Below are 15,507 nucleotides of genomic sequence, written 5' to 3'. Positions count from 1 at the left end.
GCTCAGCTACCGTCGGCAACGTCACGATACTTGGACGGCGTTCGCCGTGAGGGCGAAGCGGGGTGCTTGCCACTCAGGTGTGTCCGGTCTCAGACGCTCAATGCACGCGCACGATGATCTCGGAATGGCCCAGCCGGATCACGTCGCCGTCGGCCAACTGCCACTCCTGCACCGGTGCATTGTTCACCGTGGTGCCGTTGGTGGAGTTGAGATCTGACAGCAACGCGACCTGGCCGTCCCACCGGATCTCGAGATGCCGGCGTGACACCCCGGTGTCGGGCAGACGGAACTGTGCGTCCTGACCGCGGCCGATCACGTTGGCGCCCTCACGGAGCTGGTAGGTGCGGCCGCTGCCGTCGTCGAGCTGCAGCGTGACTGCAGCGCCACCTGCGGCATAGTCACCGCCGCCGTAGCCGCCCTGCTGGGCACCGTAACCGGGCTGGCCGCCCTGCGGTGCGCCGTAGTCGCCGCCGCCGAAGCCGCCCTGATCGCCATAGCCTGCTGCGTCGCCGTAGCCGGGCTCCGCGTAACCGCCGCCCTGCTGGGGCTCGGCGTAGCCGCGACCGTAATCCTGCGGCTGGCCGTAGTCCTGGCGTCCGTAGGACTGTCCGCCGCCACCGCCGTAGCCGCCCTGTTCGGGGTAACCGCCACCCTGCTCCGGGTAGCCGCCGCCCTGGCGGGGGTCCTGACGTCCGTAGTCGTAGTCGCTGGCGCCGCCGTAACCGGGTTGGCCACCCGCGGGGGCCTGCGGGGGCTGGCCGTAGCCACCACCCGGCTGGCCGCCGTAGCCGCGGTCATAACCACCGCCCGGCTGGCCGCCTTGCTGGCCGCCGTAGCCGGCGGGCGGGCGCTGCTGCTCGTAGGACTGCGGGGGGTAGCCGCCCTGGTCGGGGTAGCCGCCTTGATCGGGGTACCCACCCTGGTCGGGGTAGCCGCCTTGATCCGGGTACCCACCCTGGTCGGGGTACCCACCGCGGTCGCCGCCGCCGTATCCGCCGCGCTGCGGAGGGTAGCCACCCTGATCCTGCGGGGGATAGCCGCCTTGATCCGGTGGGTACTGCCCGCCACGGGGGTCATCCTGCGGGTGGCCGTAACGGTCGTCGTAATAGTCGTCGCCGGGCCGCCCTTGTCCCTGGCCGCCGCGGTAATTCGGGTTATCGGTCATAGGTGGTTCTCCTGATTCTGCGGTGAACGCATGGTCGCCTTGGGCTCGCGCGGATTCGCCAGCGGTCGAATCGGGGTTAACCGCGCCATGTGCGCGGAACTGTCCGGTGTGCAAGTTCGGTGATTGCTCGAATCTAACGACCACATCACCATACGTTTGCCACCCCTGATCACGAATGAATCCCCCCAGATGTTTGGCGAACGCGGTCGAGGTCAGGTCAGTATCGGCGCTTACTTTCTTATAGTCAGTGCCACTGAGCGTAATTACGTAGTCGTTCGGTGCCAAAACTCGTCCACCGGCCACCGTACGGGCTCGGGACTCGGCTTCCCGGCACAACGCCGTCTCTACTTCCTGGGGCACAATCGAGCCGCCGAAGACCCGGGCGAACGCATCGCCGACGGTCGACTCGAGTTTGCGTTCGATGCGGTCGACCAGACCCATGTCACCGCCCGCCTTTTCTCGTTGTCGTACGTCGCCTCGGCACGGCCACCCGTGCTCCCGCGTGTCGCTCTGGCCACACTGCTCACAAGCATGGTATCGGCCTGGTGCCGTAATGCGGGACCAACAGAACTCTGAGAATCCGATCGATGCAGGTCAGTGACCTGATCTAGATGAGGTTAAGGGTTTTCTGACAGTTTGACGGCCGCCTGATCGGCCCGCTGATCGGCTGGTTTGGGAACGGCGCGCTCGCAGTGTTACGCTGCCTCGGTCATTCGGGCGAGTGGCGGAATGGCAGACGCGCTGGCTTCAGGTGCCAGTGTCCTTCGGGACGTGGGGGTTCAAGTCCCCCTTCGCCCACAGAGAGCGGTTCTACGAACTGCGGCCACAAAGGTCACGAACTCAAAAGAGTTCGTGACCTTTGTGTTTGGGTGGGCTTGACAGTGTCGAGGGGTGTCGAGGGGCTGCAACACACATGTCGGGATCTGGCCATGCCACGACCCATGTAGGTAGCCCGAAGCCGCATTCGCCGGCTGGAAGCACATCGTCATTTGCATGCGTGGAAGGCACTGCGCAAACCAGCAGACAGCCCGGATCTCGCTACTGTCCGGAAGGCCTTCGTCACAGCTCGCCGCGATGCCGAGTGGCGCGCGACGATGTTCAACTGTGTTCGTACACCCGTTGGGATTGCGCAAACTTCCAGGGCCGACGTGCCTTTGGTGCCAATAAAGCACTGTTCATGCCCGGGATGTGACTTTATGCGAGTCCAGTGGCGTGGCGGCGGTGACCATCCGCCGAGTGCGGAATCGAACCCGGCTGCCGAGGCGTACCGCTCGACAGGGTCCCGCGCGATGGATTTGTTGACGATGTCGCGCAGTCCTTGTGGTACGTGTGGAGCCACGTTCCAGAGGTCGGGTTGCGACGCGTTCCATATGTCGCCGTATGACGAAGCTGCCGGAACGGGCCGAGCGCCAGCGAGCATCCAGAACAGAGTTGCACCGAGGCTGTAGATATCTGCGGCGATGCCATAGACACGCGCCGTCGTTGGGTTCTGCCCCGGTACGCCGATGCGCGCGACTTCGGGAGCCATCGTTGGGATGCTCCCCGCGGCGTCGGCCAGGCCGTTTTCATCCTGGAGCTGCGCGAGCCCGAGGTCGCCGACTAAAACATCCTGACGACGGTCGATGAAGAGGTTCTCGGGTTTGATGTCGCGGTGCAGCAACTTCTGATCGTGGATGCGGGCGACGCCCTGACATGCCTGCCGAGCCCAGCGGACAGCTGTGGAGATCGGAATCCCGATGCCTGGCTGGATCTGGTCGGCAATCGTGCCGTTTGTCGCTAGGTGTGTCACGACGTACGGGGCGCCTTCGGCGAGGTCCGCGTTCAGTACCTTGAGAATGTATTCGCCGTCTAGTTGCCGGAGGATCTGTGCCTCGGTCCAAGGCCCATCCACAACTTGTCGGTGGATCTTGAGGGCGCACACCTGTTTGAGGTGATGATCAAACACCTCGTGCACTTCGCCAAATGCTCCGCTGCCCAGGGTTTTTCGCACCTCGTACCGGCCAGCAATGACCTGTCCTGTCGTCGGAGTTGCCGCCGTCATAGCGAAATCCTAGGCAGAATGTAGAGATGCGGGTGATGGGTTTGGCTGTGAGCATCAGCGGCAAGAAGATCACGGTGGCTGCAGTGATTCTGGACGATCACGCGAGACCAGAAGAAGGGTTCGATCGGCAGGCGCTGAGTGTGGAAGACAACTTTGAGGTCAAAGAGGCCGTAGATGACCTTGCCGTTCGACTGGGCGAACTGTCGAAGAAGGTTAGGGGCAGAGCACGGTCCATCGCACCCGACTGCATCGTTATTCGTCGAGCTGACCGGCCGCAACGGCCCTCTAACCAGGAGGGGCCACGGCTGAGGCTGCTGGCGGAGGGAGCGGTCACGGCAGCAGCGCACGAGGTCGTTCGGAACACAGTCATCCGCAGCGGCAAGGATTGTGGCGCCGCATTCGGTACCTCGAAGGAAGGCCTAGACAAAGAGGCGGAGCCGATCCTCGGCGGAAAATATGTAGAAGCAATTGCCGCTGCCTTGTCGGGTCTAGTCGGAAATCGGACGACCGGCTAGGCGTCGCCGTGTAGGTCCGGCGCCAAATGATTCGTAGCGATCGCGGCGTACTCTTCGGTGATCCGCTCGGCGTCCCGGGCCATCGCCTGTTCGGCTTGGAGCGCGGCAACCGCGTCGGCAAGTAAGCTCGCTAGTTTCTCGTTCTGGAGTCGCTGGTTGGTGAGTTGATCGCGGGCCGTGTCGAGGGCCAATTTCATTCGGTAGGCGTCGTCCCTCAACGCCGCCTCGACGTCGGATGAGCGCAGGCGTCGTGGTCTGTTCCGTTGCCCACGATGATCCGCCTCCCAGGACTGCAGCGAGGCAACAAATACGCGAAGAGCATTGCGGGGCGCGCGTGCTCCGGGCGGGTGACGCGGGCCGTCCAGGTCTCCGGCCGTCAGCATCTGATAGATCCGCTGACGCGTGACGCCCAAGCGCGCTGCCGCGTCCTGGATTGTTACGGCCGGTTCCACCCTTTAAGGATTGCGCCTATGACATATGTAAGCAACTTGTCTATCACGCCTACGTCGCGCATGTCGGTATGAAAGGCATACTTACTTACATGAGTACTCCGGTTAGCCTTCTCAGCCGAATCCTCGCCGCGCAGACTGCGAACAGCACGCTGCGCGGGGACGACTTGCGGAACGCCGGACGTGAGATCGCCTCCATCGCTTTGGGTGCGGGTGACGCACTCATGGCTGTTGACGAGGCCGGAGAGCGCATCATAGGAGCTGCGCTCCTCGCCGACGAAGGCGTTCGCGCTGTCGATTCTTCACGACGTCTCGACAATCAGTCGGTGCTTCTAGTTGCTGGCTATGTCGCTGGGACGACGGGTATTGCCCTTAAGGCTGATTTGGCCCGATCGCTCGGCGCTCCGCATGTCCATGCCGCTTTCCTCGGCGAGGAGCGGATGAGCACCGCGAACATCCACGGGTGTGATCACGTAACTTCGTTGACCTCGCGGAGACATCTGATAGCGCTGTAGCTCAAAGTGTGCAGCGATCAGCCATAGACGCCTTCCATTGGGGACTTTCTTCGCGAGGCTTACGAGCTGGTCAAAAATCGGCGGAGCGATACACGTTCTGCATTCCTGTACAGAGCCCCCCGAGGTCCGACGTGTCTGCCCCCACCCGGGGACCAGCACCACACCACACGTCGCAGTTCCGCGGGCCCCTCAACTTGGAGCCGGCCGCGGGGCGGGTCGTAGCAGCAAATCTGCACCGGACAGTGTGGCTGTCCCGCCCCGCAGTTGTGTTCGCTGAGCGACCGGCAGGCTTACTCCGTGCTGTCCACCTGCTGACCGAACGACTTGAGCGGCTGCGAGGTAAAACGCGACAGCCATTGACTTGGCAGGCAACCCTCTGACTGGAGTGCGTTCAGCACGCCCGCCTCGTCGACGGCGCCGCCGAAAGTCCTAGCCTTCGTCAACGCGCGGTCGACCGCTGCCAGAAGGTTAGCCGGGTCGTGGATCGGAATCAGATACACGTCCTCACCGCAAACCGCGCGTGCTGAGGGTTCGATCTTCGCTTGCGGTGTCGTGTAACACGTAAATGACCCGGCCGGCGCTTCCTCGCCAGCGCGCTTGTCGGCAACGAATGAGAGATGCAGGGTGGCTTGCCGGGTGTACTTCGCGGGGATGCTGCTGTCAGATAGTGCCTCGCTCTTGGCTTCCCACGCGACCCAAAGCTGGGTTCCGAAGATCCAGGTGGAGTCGGGTGCGGCTTGCGCTCCGCCGTCGTCGTACACCTCGCTGGCGCCGGCGTACCGGCCGAGTGCTTTCAAACCTGCTTCGTATTTCTTGAAGCTGCTCTGCGCGAGATTGGATTGCGCTTCGGTAAGCGCCTTTTCGTCGGCGTCGTTCCACTGGTTGATGCGATCGACGAGGTTGTGTGCGGCGAGCCGGTCCAGGTCGTCGAAGTCTTCGGCGCGCCTGATCGCCGCGACAGGATCGACAAGATGATTCAGCCACGTCGTGCCCCGGGCAGCGGCTCGTGCGCGGCGGATGTGCCCCCTGGCGGCCTTCGCGAGACTGCCGGTGGGATCGCCTGATTCATCGGCGCGGGTCCGTGTCCAGGATCCGCACAGGTAGTGCCACAGGGCCGAATACCGATGAGCAGCACGCTTCTTCTCGAGAATGGTGACGACTTCTTGGGCGCGCTGCAGCGCGAGCTCGATATCGCCGTTCCACCACGCTTCCATCGCCGCGACCTCTTCGGGGGCGGCGTCTGCGAACTCTTTGGTCGCCGGCGGATCCTGGCGTTCGCGGGCGTCGCGGTCGGCAGTGATCTCGGCTTCGACTTCGAACCATTCGCTGGTCTGGCCGCAGAACAGGCCGATGTTCTCGTCGATGTCGGCGATAGGTCGGTCGAGGCTTTGTTGTCGCCCGAATTCGATTTCGGCTTGAAGCTCCTGGCGTAGCGCGGCGAGCACATCGGATCGGATGATGAAGTTGGTCAGGTCGTCTCCGATGACGACAACGGTCGCATGGTCTTTGGCGTTGCGAGTTGCGCGCCCGGTTCCCTGAATGATGCGCGCCCGAATGCGCTCCTGCAGGACGCGGCCGGCGCCCAACGCGTCGTAGAGAAAGCGCTCTTGGAGGTCGCCTTGTGAGGGCAGCCCGGCGAGGATGAGTAATCGGCACGCTTCGTCGGGCAGGTCGACACCGTCGTAGCGGTTGGTGAGGTTTAACACGGCGTGCTCTTGGTCGGTGAACTTCGTCATGTCGCTCTCGACCGTATGAGCGTCGAGCTGGACGTACCCCTCCGGCAGTGTCGCAGCGATGACCGCGGCGGCGCGACGATCGGATGGACTGAGTAGCGCTGCGCGACCATGCTTTTGGATTGTGTCCTTCAGCCACGGCTCAACAAGCGTTTCGTCGCTAGACATCTCGGTTGCCAACTCTGGGAACACAAAGAAGCGCCGGCCGGTGCCTTGTTTATCCCATCCCTTGGGCACGGGCATGCGGTGGATCTTGCGGCGCCCGAATGCGCGCTCTAGTTCGCCGCCGGCGCCTAGTGTGGCGCTCATGTACAAGCGTCGCCCCGCGTCGGCGAACGCAGGATGGCAGGCGGTGGGGCTGATCAAGGGCCGGATCAGGATGCGGCGATAGGACACGTAAACCAAGCATTCGCCGAGGTGTCCAGCCAGGGTGCTCAACGGATAGCGCTGTTGTTTATCGATTTGCTTCGTTGCCACCGCAGCATTGAGTGTCTGTTCGAGATCGGATGCCCTCAGCGCCACGACCGTGGGCGCGGCCAGAAACACGTCCTTGCTGTACTTGCGGACGGAATTGTCTTCGCGCAGCGACGACACGAGCTGCTCACCCAGTCCGTCGGACAATACCGACAGCACTGATTGGTAAGCGCCTTCGTCACGTGACATGGTGATACTCCATGCCGCTGCAACGGGTTGCTCTCCGGCGTGTGCGTCGTCGAACAGCAGCGTTCCGGCGTCGATGATCCCGGGGTTCGTGTTGAAAACGTGCGAGTAGACGGTCACTGCGACCGCGTCTGCGGCATTGAATTTGGCCCGCTGAACCGGATCCCATTGGTTGACTCGGCCGGTCAGCAGAGAGACGGGGATCCCATACTCGCGCAGGCGGTTTGCGGCCTGCGCGGCGAGTTGATTGTTCGGACACAGATACGCGACTGGCTTGCCCTCGGACTGACGTAGCCACTCGCCAATCAATCCGCCCACTAGCGTCTTTCCTGCCCCGGTCGGCAACTCCAACGCGACGTCATTCTTGTTCAGATAGTGCCCGTGCCAGTCGCGGAGGATGTCGGTCTGATGGCCCCACAGGCTGTCAGGGCCGTTGTTAGTGCGCGCCAACTGCCGGTAAAGCGATTCAGGGTCGTCCGGTACCGGCTGCGCACGTGTCGTCTTCGCGAATGCCATCCTGGTCCTTAGTCGTGAATGCAGATGTGAAGTTTAGAGGTGAAGCCAATACAGACATTGTTGCGCCGGATCGGTAAGTCGATCTACGCGCTGCACAGCGGTGACCGCCGTACGTGACGGCGCGGCCGATTCCAGGTGATGAGGATTGGCCGCAGTTGCGGAAATGCCAACTTCACTGGGCCGATTGCGCGGCCATCGTCTCACTAAAGATGGCATCCCCGCCGAGACAAGTGACAACAACGATAGACAGTCCGGCCGGTTAGCCGTTTTCGCGCAGTGTGCCGCGGTAGGTACGTTCTGGCCGACCTGCTTGCTCCCATTTGTTGTAGGCGCGTTCCATGTGGCCGTACACGCGCGTGAGCTCGTTGCCGCTGCGCCGGATGAGTGCGAAACCGATGAGTTGGGTCGGCTGGATGAATCCTTCGCGGAACGGAACGTCGATGCCCGGCAGCGGAGTGTCTTGTTTAGATGTGTTGTCTTGAGGCGGGATTGCGACCCAGGTTCCTTCGAAGGACCGGCGAAAGGTTTCACCGATGTAGTACACGAAACGCATTGTGCGGTGGACGTTCTCGTCACCGGTGTACGCGGTGCGGTTGCTGTCGTAGAGGTCGGTCAGCTTGGCTTCAGCTAGAGCGAGGCTGTCTTTGGTGAACATGCTGTCGCGCACCTCTGGGAGGTCGTTGATGGGGAATTCAATGCCCATCGCGGCGTCCTGCATTTTGAGCCAGCTTTGGAACTTCTCGTCGGACTGGGCGTCGCGAAACGCTTTCGTCAGCTGGATCGGTACGTAGTTGAATGTGCTGCCCATGGTTGCCTCCCCGTCAGGGTAGCCGGTTCACCCGAAACTGGTCGGGGTACTCGTCTTGCAGTCGCTGCAGCTCAGCCAGTTCTGCCTCGCTGTAGGGGTACTTGCTGTTGATGTTGTAGGTGACGTTCAGGCCCGCTTGCAGAGCTTCCTCATCGGCGCTTAGCTGATCGAAATCAAGTCTGCCGCTCTTATTCTCGACCACCTCGTCCGGTATCCCATCGACCAGGTGGGCCCAGTCCCATCGCCGGCCGGGCACGATCTCGGCGTTGCCGTATTGGTGACGCCAGCCCTCTTCAGTGTCGTACCCCATGATGTCGGCGACCAGCTGGTCATACCACCACCCATTGGCCGCATTCTCCAGGAGCTGATCGTAGGCCTTGCTCCATCGGTCGATGTCCCAGTCGCCGCCCCGTTCGAGGTAGCGCTGCCAGGCCGCCCATTTGGCACGGTCGAAATAGCGGACGGTCGGTTTGAGTGTGCCATCGGGTCTGTGTTCGTATCCGACAGCAGGGATGAGGGCTTCTTTGTCCAGAAGCGATTTCATGACCGGGTCAAAGACCGGCGAGAAGGTGTTGACCAGCGACGCGGTAGTTTGCAAGGTGTTGATATATCCGCGGATATTGTCGGAGGCACGTTGAATCAGCCGCCGCGCCACGGCGGCCTCAGCCCGGATCGAGATGCCGCCGGTGACCCCGGCAGCAACGACGGACACGGTTCCGGTGCCGCCGAGCATGAGTGCGGTGAATCTGACTTGCCTGTCGATGGACTGGCGCATCGTGGTCACACCAGCAGAAAAGCCACTGGTCAGTGAGCCCAACGCGCGCGCATCGGCGGCCAACGCGTCACCGGGCGCACTGACTTTGATGACAGAGTCATAGAAAGCTGTCGCGTCAGGCAACGACGGATCGGGGCGTTTCGTCAGCCGCACGACTCCGTCAACGGTGTCGGTGATGTCTGCGCCGAAACGGCTCCACACGTCGGCGGCGGTGTTTAGCTTGTCGGTGTTGGCGTTGGGGGTTTCACGGCCCAGCATCTCCAGCAGACCCGGAAGCAGTTCATCGAGACCAATCCCGTTGCCGCCCACCGAGGTTTGCATCGTCAGACTCAATTGGGAGATCGCCGGCTCTGGCGGCAGGTTCGCCGGCACGGGTAGCCGGCCGCGGCCGTTGCGGAACTCGACCCAGGCGTGGTTCACCCCGGCCTGATAGATCCGGCCAGCCAGCGCCGACCACGCCTTGCTGAGCAACACCGCGCCCTGCACCGTGCCGGACGCACCGGCGTCGTATGCCGATCCCCACCCGGTCCCGATCGGGTCATTGCCCGCCATGTGCAGACTCGCGAAGTCCGCGGCAGCTGCGACTGTTCCTGCCGCGCCGGCAAGTTCGGAAGCCGCGCGCCCCAGTACCTCGGCGGTGGTGAAATACCAGTCGGGATCGACGACCCAAACACCCACGGACGTTGACCCGTTCTATCCCTGCGCCATGCGCAGGTTGATTTCCATGACCTCGCGGTAGCCGTCTTCGGCCTCGCTCGCCCACGCCCTGAAGTCGGCGATCGAGTCGTTCATGTCGCGTAACGCGTCGACCCATTCGCGATGGCGTTGTTGGTAAGCGGCGGCGGCGGTCCCGTCCCAATCTGCACAGACCTGGACGATAAGACCCTCTACGCGGGCCAGATTCTCGGTGGCTTTGGTCAGGAATTGCTGCATTTGTTCTTGAAGATCGTGCAGCGCGTCGACATCCACGGTGTAGCCAGCCATGTCATACCTGTCTTGACCATGTAGCGCGCAGCATTTCCGCGTTGGATTCGTCGCCGTTGATGTAGTGGTTGGCGCTGAGCGCCACAAGTCCGGCAATCACATCGGCGTCTTCGACGATTGATTCGGCCGTCTCGCGGAACTCGTTCCATTCGTTGGCGAACGCCGAGGCGGCTTCACCTCGCCAGGTGTTGTCAACTACTCGGTCAGCGTGTGAAACGAGTCGGCGCAGGCCGTCGCGCAACTCGTCAGCGATCGATTGCAGTTGGTCTGAGGTGCTGCTGAGTGTGTCGGTGTCAACCCGCAACGTGTGATCATTGCCCCCGTCTGCTGCACTTGGCACAGCGCGTCCCCCTTTCGCCGAAACTAGACTACAAGTCGGCTGGGGGAGCCGATTGCACCAATTGGTGGCCTCCAGCGCCATCAACCCAGTTGCAGGCCTGCGCCCGTCGAGGGATGAGCGAGCCCAACTGTGGCGGCGGTTGGGCGACACCTTGAGCGTGAATACCGTGGCCGCGGTGATCGATCGGATGATCAATGGGGATCAGGTCGGTCAATGGCGTGCTGTTGCTGACCGCTGCATCGAATCGCTTATTGGTCCCAGCGGGGAAACTGTAGAGGCAGTGGAACATGGAAGATGAGAACTGCCGCGGCGGTGCAGAAACCGAGGAAAGCCACGATGGCGAGGACCATCGACCTGCGTAGGTGCTTGATAGTGGCCGCTGTCTCGGCGCTCTCCCATTGACGTAGTTCGTCCTCGGAACCAATAGCTTTGAATGATGGCCAGCCGAACGATGCTCGAAGAGCACACGCGAAGGATGCTACGGCCACAACGATGCTGATAGCTAAGAGCCAGCCGCCATTGGCTACCTGTTGCGCGGTCGCATTCTTGATGATCTCTGGTGCCTTGAACAACCCCACGAGTGTCGATGCGACGGCACCGAAACCGACGCCGTTGCGCCAGTTCTGTGCTGTGGCGCGCACGGCTGGAAGCTGTTGAGCGATCAGCTTCTCGATGCGAGTCTTGGCGGCGATCTCAGCATCGGTGGCTTCGCGTATGCGAACCGCACGGTAGGGCTTGCGGCGAATCATCGTGTGATTTCAACGGTCCAATATTGGCCACACCCTGTGACGTGATCAGGCGCGTTCGGGTGCCGGTGTGCACAGCGGCATTCGATGGTGATGTCGATGGCGCCGCTGCCTTGTCCTGACGGAGCGGCCACCGTCGGAACCAACTTCAGCGAGTGCACGTAGCTGAACTCGCCAAAGCAGAATGGGCACTGGCCGCAGATCTTGATTTGTCTGCTCCAGGACCGTCCAACCTTCTCTATCGTGATGCGATCGAACACTTCCTCGCACAGAGTTGGGCGCGGCGAGGCAGCCCAGTCCAGTTCCAGGTGGGCACGCTGGCCGTTAGTGGAATTGGTCATCGGTCTGCTCCTCCTCGGGCGCGGGCCCGGTCCTGTAGGCGCGCTTGCGCTAATGCGTACAAGTCGATTTCAGGACGGCTGAAGTCTCGGATCCGTACGGCAACAGCGAAAGACTGCCGCTCGTAGTGGCTTTTCTGGGCGGTGGTCCACTGACTGTGTTCGTGGGTAATGATCAAGAAGTAGCCGGCATCGTCTGGGCTCCAACCGCCTTGCTGCATCTCGTAGCGGCGACAAATGACGGTATCGGCCAGTGTGTTTTGGGTCGCGGGCCGCATCTTCACCGGTGTTGGCTTGTCGTACCTTTTAAGGTTCGGATTGGCCTGCACCTCCGCGATCGAGTGCTGCAGTGCATAGATGTCGGAGATCTCCCTGAAGGTTAACTTCCGATGAAAGTCGAACTGCATTCTGCCCGCAATGTAATCGCGTCGGCTGCGCCGAGTGGGCGGGTCGAAAGCGAGCGCGACGCTGAACTCGCGATGGGATGCCCCCGTCGCGAACTCAACAGGTATCGGGATCTCCAGGACAGTATGGGAGTTTGTTGCCATTTCGCCCTCATAGACGAATATGACACTGTCAGTGTCACTTTCAAGCACGTTATCGGCAACGGGAATGCCATGGGCCGCGGCGAGGGCTGTGTCGGCTGAGGCGTTTGCTTCTGATGGCTCGGCTGACAACGTAGTGAGGGCGCGCAGCAGATTCGCTCCCGCCTCGGGGTAACGGGTCTGGATGCGTGCGATTTCGTGAGCGACCTGAGGTGCGGCGTAGCTGGTTCCCCACACCGATCCGAATACCCGGCCCCGCCGCGGTGGGATGAGGGCAATGGCAGCGATGTTCGGGTCGTCGTAGATGATGGTGTCGGCGGATTGGTCCCAGCCCCAACTTCCACCGTGACTGGCGAACTCCGGCTTTCTCCGGCCAGCCTTGTTGCTACCGCGGATCGGCCCCGTCCGAGTGAACGGTGCAGGCTGGCCTGGTTCGGCGATGTGCAGTCCATGCGGCCAGCGTTGCCGATCCACGGCCGTGTCATGGGCAACGGAGCCCACCGTCACTGCCAGAGCGGCGGTGCCGGGGGCAGCGATCTTGGCCGTGTGTTGGTCCAGATACTGGGGATAGTCCTCATGCCAGTGTTGGTGTCCGATATCAGTCAGGTTGCCGGCGCTGACGACGACCACGAGCCCGTGTTCTCGGCACTTTTCGTCAACAACGGCCGACAGGTCAGCGGTGAGGGCGCCGTTGTCGGCGTAGGAATAGGCATAGGCGAGGACAACGATCCGCACCCCCTTTTCGGCGAACCAATCGAGCGCCTGGGAGACTAAGTCGGCTGCGTTTCCGACGAACTGGGGCTGCAGGTGCTCATTGGCCTGCGCAACCCGGGCAACGTAGATCGGATAGGGTTGACCGTCGTAGTCGGGATCGAGCAGGGCACGGACGTTGCCCCACGCCGCGAATCCGGCGACATGTGTGCCGTGGCGGGTTGGCTCACCGTAGTCGAATCCGTCGGGGAAGGATTTCTGCTCGACCACCACGTCCTCCAGCCATGGATTTGCAGTGACGACAAGGTCATCGATGATGCCTATCGGTGCGCCTTCGGGTAGGAGTCGGTCCGTGGGTGTGGGTGCGGCGTCGAGATCGCTTTGGGTTACCGATACTTGCAGCGATCCGCGGATCTTCTCGACATAGGGGTGACGGGCGACCGCGTCGAACGTTGTGGCGTTGACCCGTGCCCGAACCATGAGCCGATCGGTGTGGGCGTCATCGTAGGCAACGACACCTACCCGCGGATCGAGGTGTGCGTTGCCGGTGACGACATCGCGGACTGCCGTGACCCGCCGGCGCCCTTCTCTTGGTGCACCTTGATCCACGATCGACGTGGGCCATAAGGCAATATCGATCTCGGAAAGACCCGCTTCATCGTCGGCGGGCCGGAGAACGCCATCGGCGAGCCGGTCGGCGATGTCGTAGAGTTCGACACCGTGGATGCGATCGAGTAGATCGCGCCATTTCTCAGTGAGAACATCGAGATCCTGCTCGCCGTCGATGTATGACTGCGCGTGCTCGGCGAACACGCGACGCGACGCGTCGGTGCTCAGGGCGTAGAACTCGGTGCCATCGCTGGCCGCCAGCGCCGTCATGCCGGCTTTCTTGAATGCGCCGCGGTCGTCATTGAACCGGCCCGAAAACTTGAGAACGAATTCCCCCAAGTCGGCGGCGTCAGTTACGGGTTCGTCGTTGGCGGTGTCCAGTGCCCGGGCGAGTATCGCCCGACGGGCGCTCTCCAGCCCCTCCAGAATTCCGCGCAATGTCGTGGCGTGAGCATCTCTGTCAAACGGTGGTGGGTCGCCGGGCACACCGTTACTGCGACGTTTTGTCCGTAATGGAATATCCCCCAACAACCTAAGGTGGTCAGCCATGCCATGACAGTAACTTTGCTGACAACGGTTGATTGACCTACGCGTTAAATGTGTTGCAAATTACAGCCAGGGTCGAGAAGTCGTTTCCGCCATGGCCGCATCAACGTCGGCGGCCGTGATGGTCTTCGCGCCGGCCAGCACTGCACGGCGCCGTGCAGCATTCGCGAAATATTCTGCAGCGGCATGAGGGAAGCCCGAGAGTCGGGCCAGCTGTGGTCGGGCAAGGGAGAAAGCCTTGGGGGGCAGATTCTGTCGCACCACCGCGGCCAGTTCGTCCTCGCTGGGCAGACCCAGTTCGATGACTGCGTCGAACCTCCGCCACAGGGCGCTGTCGAGGATCTGCGAGTGGTTTGTCGCCGCAACAATCAGCGAGGGACCCGTGTAGGCGTCGATCTGCTGCAGTACGGCGTTGACAACGCGGCGCAGCTCACCGTGGTCAGACGGATCGTCACGCAATTTGCCCAGGCTGTCGAACTCGTCGAGAAATAGCACGTAGGGACCAGTTGAGGCGAAGGTGAATAGGTTTGTCAGATTCGTGGCGGTCTCGCCGAGGTAGCTCGACATCAGCCCTTCCACCCGAGCGGTGACCAGCGGCCGGCCCAGTTCGTGGGCCAGCACTGATACTGCAGAGGTTTTGCCGCACCCGGGCGGTCCTGACAACAACAACCGATTGCGCCGCGGCAACCCAGCGGCATCCAAATCCGCCCAGTGCCGGACTTCTGTAATCAGTTGCTGCAGCGCGTCTGCTGTCTCTGTTCGGAGCACCAGTTCGTTCAAGGTGCGGTCGGTCAATTCAACCCGAGCCAAGGGCATTGCGCTGTCGCGGTCCACTGGCGGCTCGGGCACGATCGGCTGCTCGTTGACACCCAACGCTGAGTTGGCCGCCAGCGCGGTTCGCAGCTCGCGCGCCAGGACGGTGTGTCGCTTGGCCTCTTCTTCGCTGATGATCGCTTGCGCTGCGCGCCGAAACTTGAGGTCGTCGCGTTGCCCGTACGCCACGATCATGTCGCGGAGATGACGACCTGCCATGGGCGTGATCGTAACACGAGTCAGCAAAGACCTATGAATTTTTTGATAGTTTGAGCGGGTGCAGCGCGGGCGTACGTGCCAGAAAGACCTTCCATACCAGGAACGTCGTGAAGCGTTGCGCCAGCTTCTGGGCCACCAACGAAAATTACTAAAGTTTTCACGAAAAGAGCTATCGGCACGGTCTGGAGTCAGCGCGTCGACGATCCAGGCGATCGAGGAAGGCCGGGTGGTTGATCCCGGGTTCTTCACCGTCATTGCGTTGGGTGTCGCGCTGCGGATCGATTTGAGCCCGATGATGCGGTCGTTGACCGGGCCTATTAGTCCTCAACCCCTGGTTGATTCGGCGCCTACGGGTAGGGACAACGACCCCTAATCAGCGACGGGATCGCGAAAATGCGGGCAGCAGTCGGCGCGCAGACGGCAGCTTCGACTGAAATGCTGATACGAGCGAGGCTGGTGGCAGGTCTGTCTGCCGTGAT

Annotated in this window: 15 protein-coding genes and 1 tRNA gene; 4 read left to right on the top strand and 12 right to left on the bottom strand. The window is 62.1% G+C overall.

Annotated elements, in window-relative coordinates:
• Positions 1–97: 97 nt before the first annotated feature.
• A complete protein-coding gene (locus AC4ELS_RS19520; protein WP_448444432.1) occupies positions 98–1,606 on the bottom strand; it encodes an FHA domain-containing protein in 1,509 nt (502 codons plus the stop codon).
• A 274-nt stretch (positions 1,607–1,880) separates the two neighbouring features.
• Between AC4ELS_RS19520 and AC4ELS_RS19515 the strand changes: the two genes are divergently transcribed.
• Positions 1,881–1,963: transfer RNA gene (locus AC4ELS_RS19515), tRNA-Leu, on the top strand.
• A gap of 187 nt (positions 1,964–2,150) precedes the next feature.
• Here the strand turns inward: AC4ELS_RS19515 and AC4ELS_RS19510 are convergent.
• On the bottom strand, positions 2,151–3,206 hold the full coding sequence (locus AC4ELS_RS19510) for a serine/threonine-protein kinase (protein ID WP_499048728.1): 1,056 nt from the start codon (positions 3,204–3,206) through the stop codon (positions 2,151–2,153).
• A 26-nt stretch (positions 3,207–3,232) separates the two neighbouring features.
• Between AC4ELS_RS19510 and AC4ELS_RS19505 the strand changes: the two genes are divergently transcribed.
• The gene (locus tag AC4ELS_RS19505) at positions 3,233–3,721 is read left to right on the top strand and encodes a hypothetical protein (RefSeq protein WP_499048725.1); all 489 of its coding nucleotides are present in this window, start codon (positions 3,233–3,235) and stop codon (positions 3,719–3,721) included.
• On the opposite strand, the gene AC4ELS_RS19500 is transcribed toward AC4ELS_RS19505, so the two are convergent.
• A complete protein-coding gene (locus AC4ELS_RS19500; protein WP_499048722.1) occupies positions 3,718–4,173 on the bottom strand; it encodes a helix-turn-helix transcriptional regulator in 456 nt (151 codons plus the stop codon). The genes AC4ELS_RS19505 and AC4ELS_RS19500 overlap by 4 nt on opposite strands.
• An 89-nt stretch (positions 4,174–4,262) precedes the next feature.
• Here AC4ELS_RS19500 and AC4ELS_RS19495 point away from each other — a divergent pair, with 89 nt between their 5' ends.
• Entirely contained in the window at positions 4,263–4,685 is a 423-nt protein-coding gene (locus AC4ELS_RS19495; RefSeq protein ID WP_499048720.1) for a hypothetical protein, read from the top strand.
• Positions 4,686–4,975: 290 nt separating this feature from the next.
• Here AC4ELS_RS19495 and AC4ELS_RS19490 read toward each other — a convergent pair whose 3' ends face one another.
• The 9 genes from AC4ELS_RS19490 to AC4ELS_RS19450 all read right to left on the bottom strand — a co-directional run bounded on the left by AC4ELS_RS19490 (position 4,976) and on the right by AC4ELS_RS19450 (position 14,812).
• Positions 4,976–7,594 carry a DEAD/DEAH box helicase gene (locus tag AC4ELS_RS19490; RefSeq protein WP_499048717.1) on the bottom strand — a complete coding sequence of 873 codons (2,619 nt, stop codon included), beginning with the start codon at positions 7,592–7,594 and terminating at the stop codon, positions 4,976–4,978.
• Positions 7,595–7,853: 259 nt separating this feature from the next.
• Positions 7,854–8,402: a hypothetical protein gene (locus AC4ELS_RS19485; RefSeq protein ID WP_499048714.1), complete on the bottom strand. Its 549-nt coding sequence runs from the start codon at positions 8,400–8,402 to the stop codon at positions 7,854–7,856.
• Between the two features lie 13 nt (positions 8,403–8,415).
• Positions 8,416–9,651, bottom strand: coding sequence for a hypothetical protein (locus AC4ELS_RS19480; protein WP_499048712.1), 1,236 nt, complete (start codon positions 9,649–9,651; stop codon positions 8,416–8,418).
• A 219-nt stretch (positions 9,652–9,870) separates the two neighbouring features.
• A complete protein-coding gene (locus AC4ELS_RS19475) occupies positions 9,871–10,161 on the bottom strand; it encodes a WXG100 family type VII secretion target (RefSeq protein ID WP_499048709.1) in 291 nt (96 codons plus the stop codon).
• 1 nt (position 10,162) lies between these two features.
• Positions 10,163–10,465 carry a WXG100 family type VII secretion target gene (locus tag AC4ELS_RS19470; RefSeq protein WP_499048706.1) on the bottom strand — a complete coding sequence of 101 codons (303 nt, stop codon included), beginning with the start codon at positions 10,463–10,465 and terminating at the stop codon, positions 10,163–10,165.
• A 284-nt stretch (positions 10,466–10,749) separates the two neighbouring features.
• Complete coding sequence (locus tag AC4ELS_RS19465; RefSeq protein ID WP_499048703.1) at positions 10,750–11,250, bottom strand: hypothetical protein; 501 nt, start codon at positions 11,248–11,250, stop codon at positions 10,750–10,752.
• Positions 11,247–11,588, bottom strand: coding sequence for a hypothetical protein (locus AC4ELS_RS19460; protein ID WP_499048700.1), 342 nt, complete (start codon positions 11,586–11,588; stop codon positions 11,247–11,249). The genes AC4ELS_RS19465 and AC4ELS_RS19460 overlap by 4 nt, the downstream gene beginning before the upstream one ends.
• The gene (locus tag AC4ELS_RS19455; protein WP_499048698.1) at positions 11,585–13,999 is read right to left on the bottom strand and encodes a S8 family serine peptidase; all 2,415 of its coding nucleotides are present in this window, start codon (positions 13,997–13,999) and stop codon (positions 11,585–11,587) included. The genes AC4ELS_RS19460 and AC4ELS_RS19455 overlap by 4 nt, the downstream gene beginning before the upstream one ends.
• Before the next feature lie 60 nt (positions 14,000–14,059).
• On the bottom strand, positions 14,060–14,812 hold the full coding sequence (locus AC4ELS_RS19450; protein WP_499048859.1) for an AAA family ATPase: 753 nt from the start codon (positions 14,810–14,812) through the stop codon (positions 14,060–14,062).
• A 274-nt stretch (positions 14,813–15,086) separates the two neighbouring features.
• Between AC4ELS_RS19450 and AC4ELS_RS19445 the strand changes: the two genes are divergently transcribed.
• Complete coding sequence (locus AC4ELS_RS19445) at positions 15,087–15,401, top strand: helix-turn-helix domain-containing protein (protein WP_499048695.1); 315 nt, start codon at positions 15,087–15,089, stop codon at positions 15,399–15,401.
• The last annotated feature ends 106 nt before the right edge of the window (positions 15,402–15,507 follow it).

Source organism: Mycobacterium shunyiense (genome assembly GCF_058270035.1).
The sequence above is the reverse complement of the archived record's forward strand: the minus strand, read 5'-3'. Positions and strand labels throughout refer to the sequence as shown.

Excerpts from the sequence above, each read along its gene's own strand:
- AC4ELS_RS19495 (WP_499048720.1), top strand. The coding sequence starts at position 4,263 with ATGAGTACTCCGGTTAGCCTTCTCAGCCGAATCCTCGCCGCGCAGACT.
- AC4ELS_RS19490 (WP_499048717.1), bottom strand. The coding sequence starts at position 7,594 with ATGGCATTCGCGAAGACGACACGTGCGCAGCCGGTACCGGACGACCCT.
- AC4ELS_RS19510 (WP_499048728.1), bottom strand. The coding sequence starts at position 3,206 with ATGACGGCGGCAACTCCGACGACAGGACAGGTCATTGCTGGCCGGTAC.
- AC4ELS_RS19450 (WP_499048859.1), bottom strand. The coding sequence starts at position 14,812 with ATGCCCTTGGCTCGGGTTGAATTGACCGACCGCACCTTGAACGAACTG.
- AC4ELS_RS19455 (WP_499048698.1), bottom strand. The coding sequence starts at position 13,999 with ATGGCTGACCACCTTAGGTTGTTGGGGGATATTCCATTACGGACAAAA.
- AC4ELS_RS19460 (WP_499048700.1), bottom strand. The coding sequence starts at position 11,588 with ATGACCAATTCCACTAACGGCCAGCGTGCCCACCTGGAACTGGACTGG.
- AC4ELS_RS19475 (WP_499048709.1), bottom strand. The coding sequence starts at position 10,161 with ATGGCTGGCTACACCGTGGATGTCGACGCGCTGCACGATCTTCAAGAA.
- AC4ELS_RS19505 (WP_499048725.1), top strand. The coding sequence starts at position 3,233 with ATGCGGGTGATGGGTTTGGCTGTGAGCATCAGCGGCAAGAAGATCACG.
- AC4ELS_RS19465 (WP_499048703.1), bottom strand. The coding sequence starts at position 11,250 with ATGATTCGCCGCAAGCCCTACCGTGCGGTTCGCATACGCGAAGCCACC.
- AC4ELS_RS19485 (WP_499048714.1), bottom strand. The coding sequence starts at position 8,402 with ATGGGCAGCACATTCAACTACGTACCGATCCAGCTGACGAAAGCGTTT.
- AC4ELS_RS19520 (WP_448444432.1), bottom strand. The coding sequence starts at position 1,606 with ATGGGTCTGGTCGACCGCATCGAACGCAAACTCGAGTCGACCGTCGGC.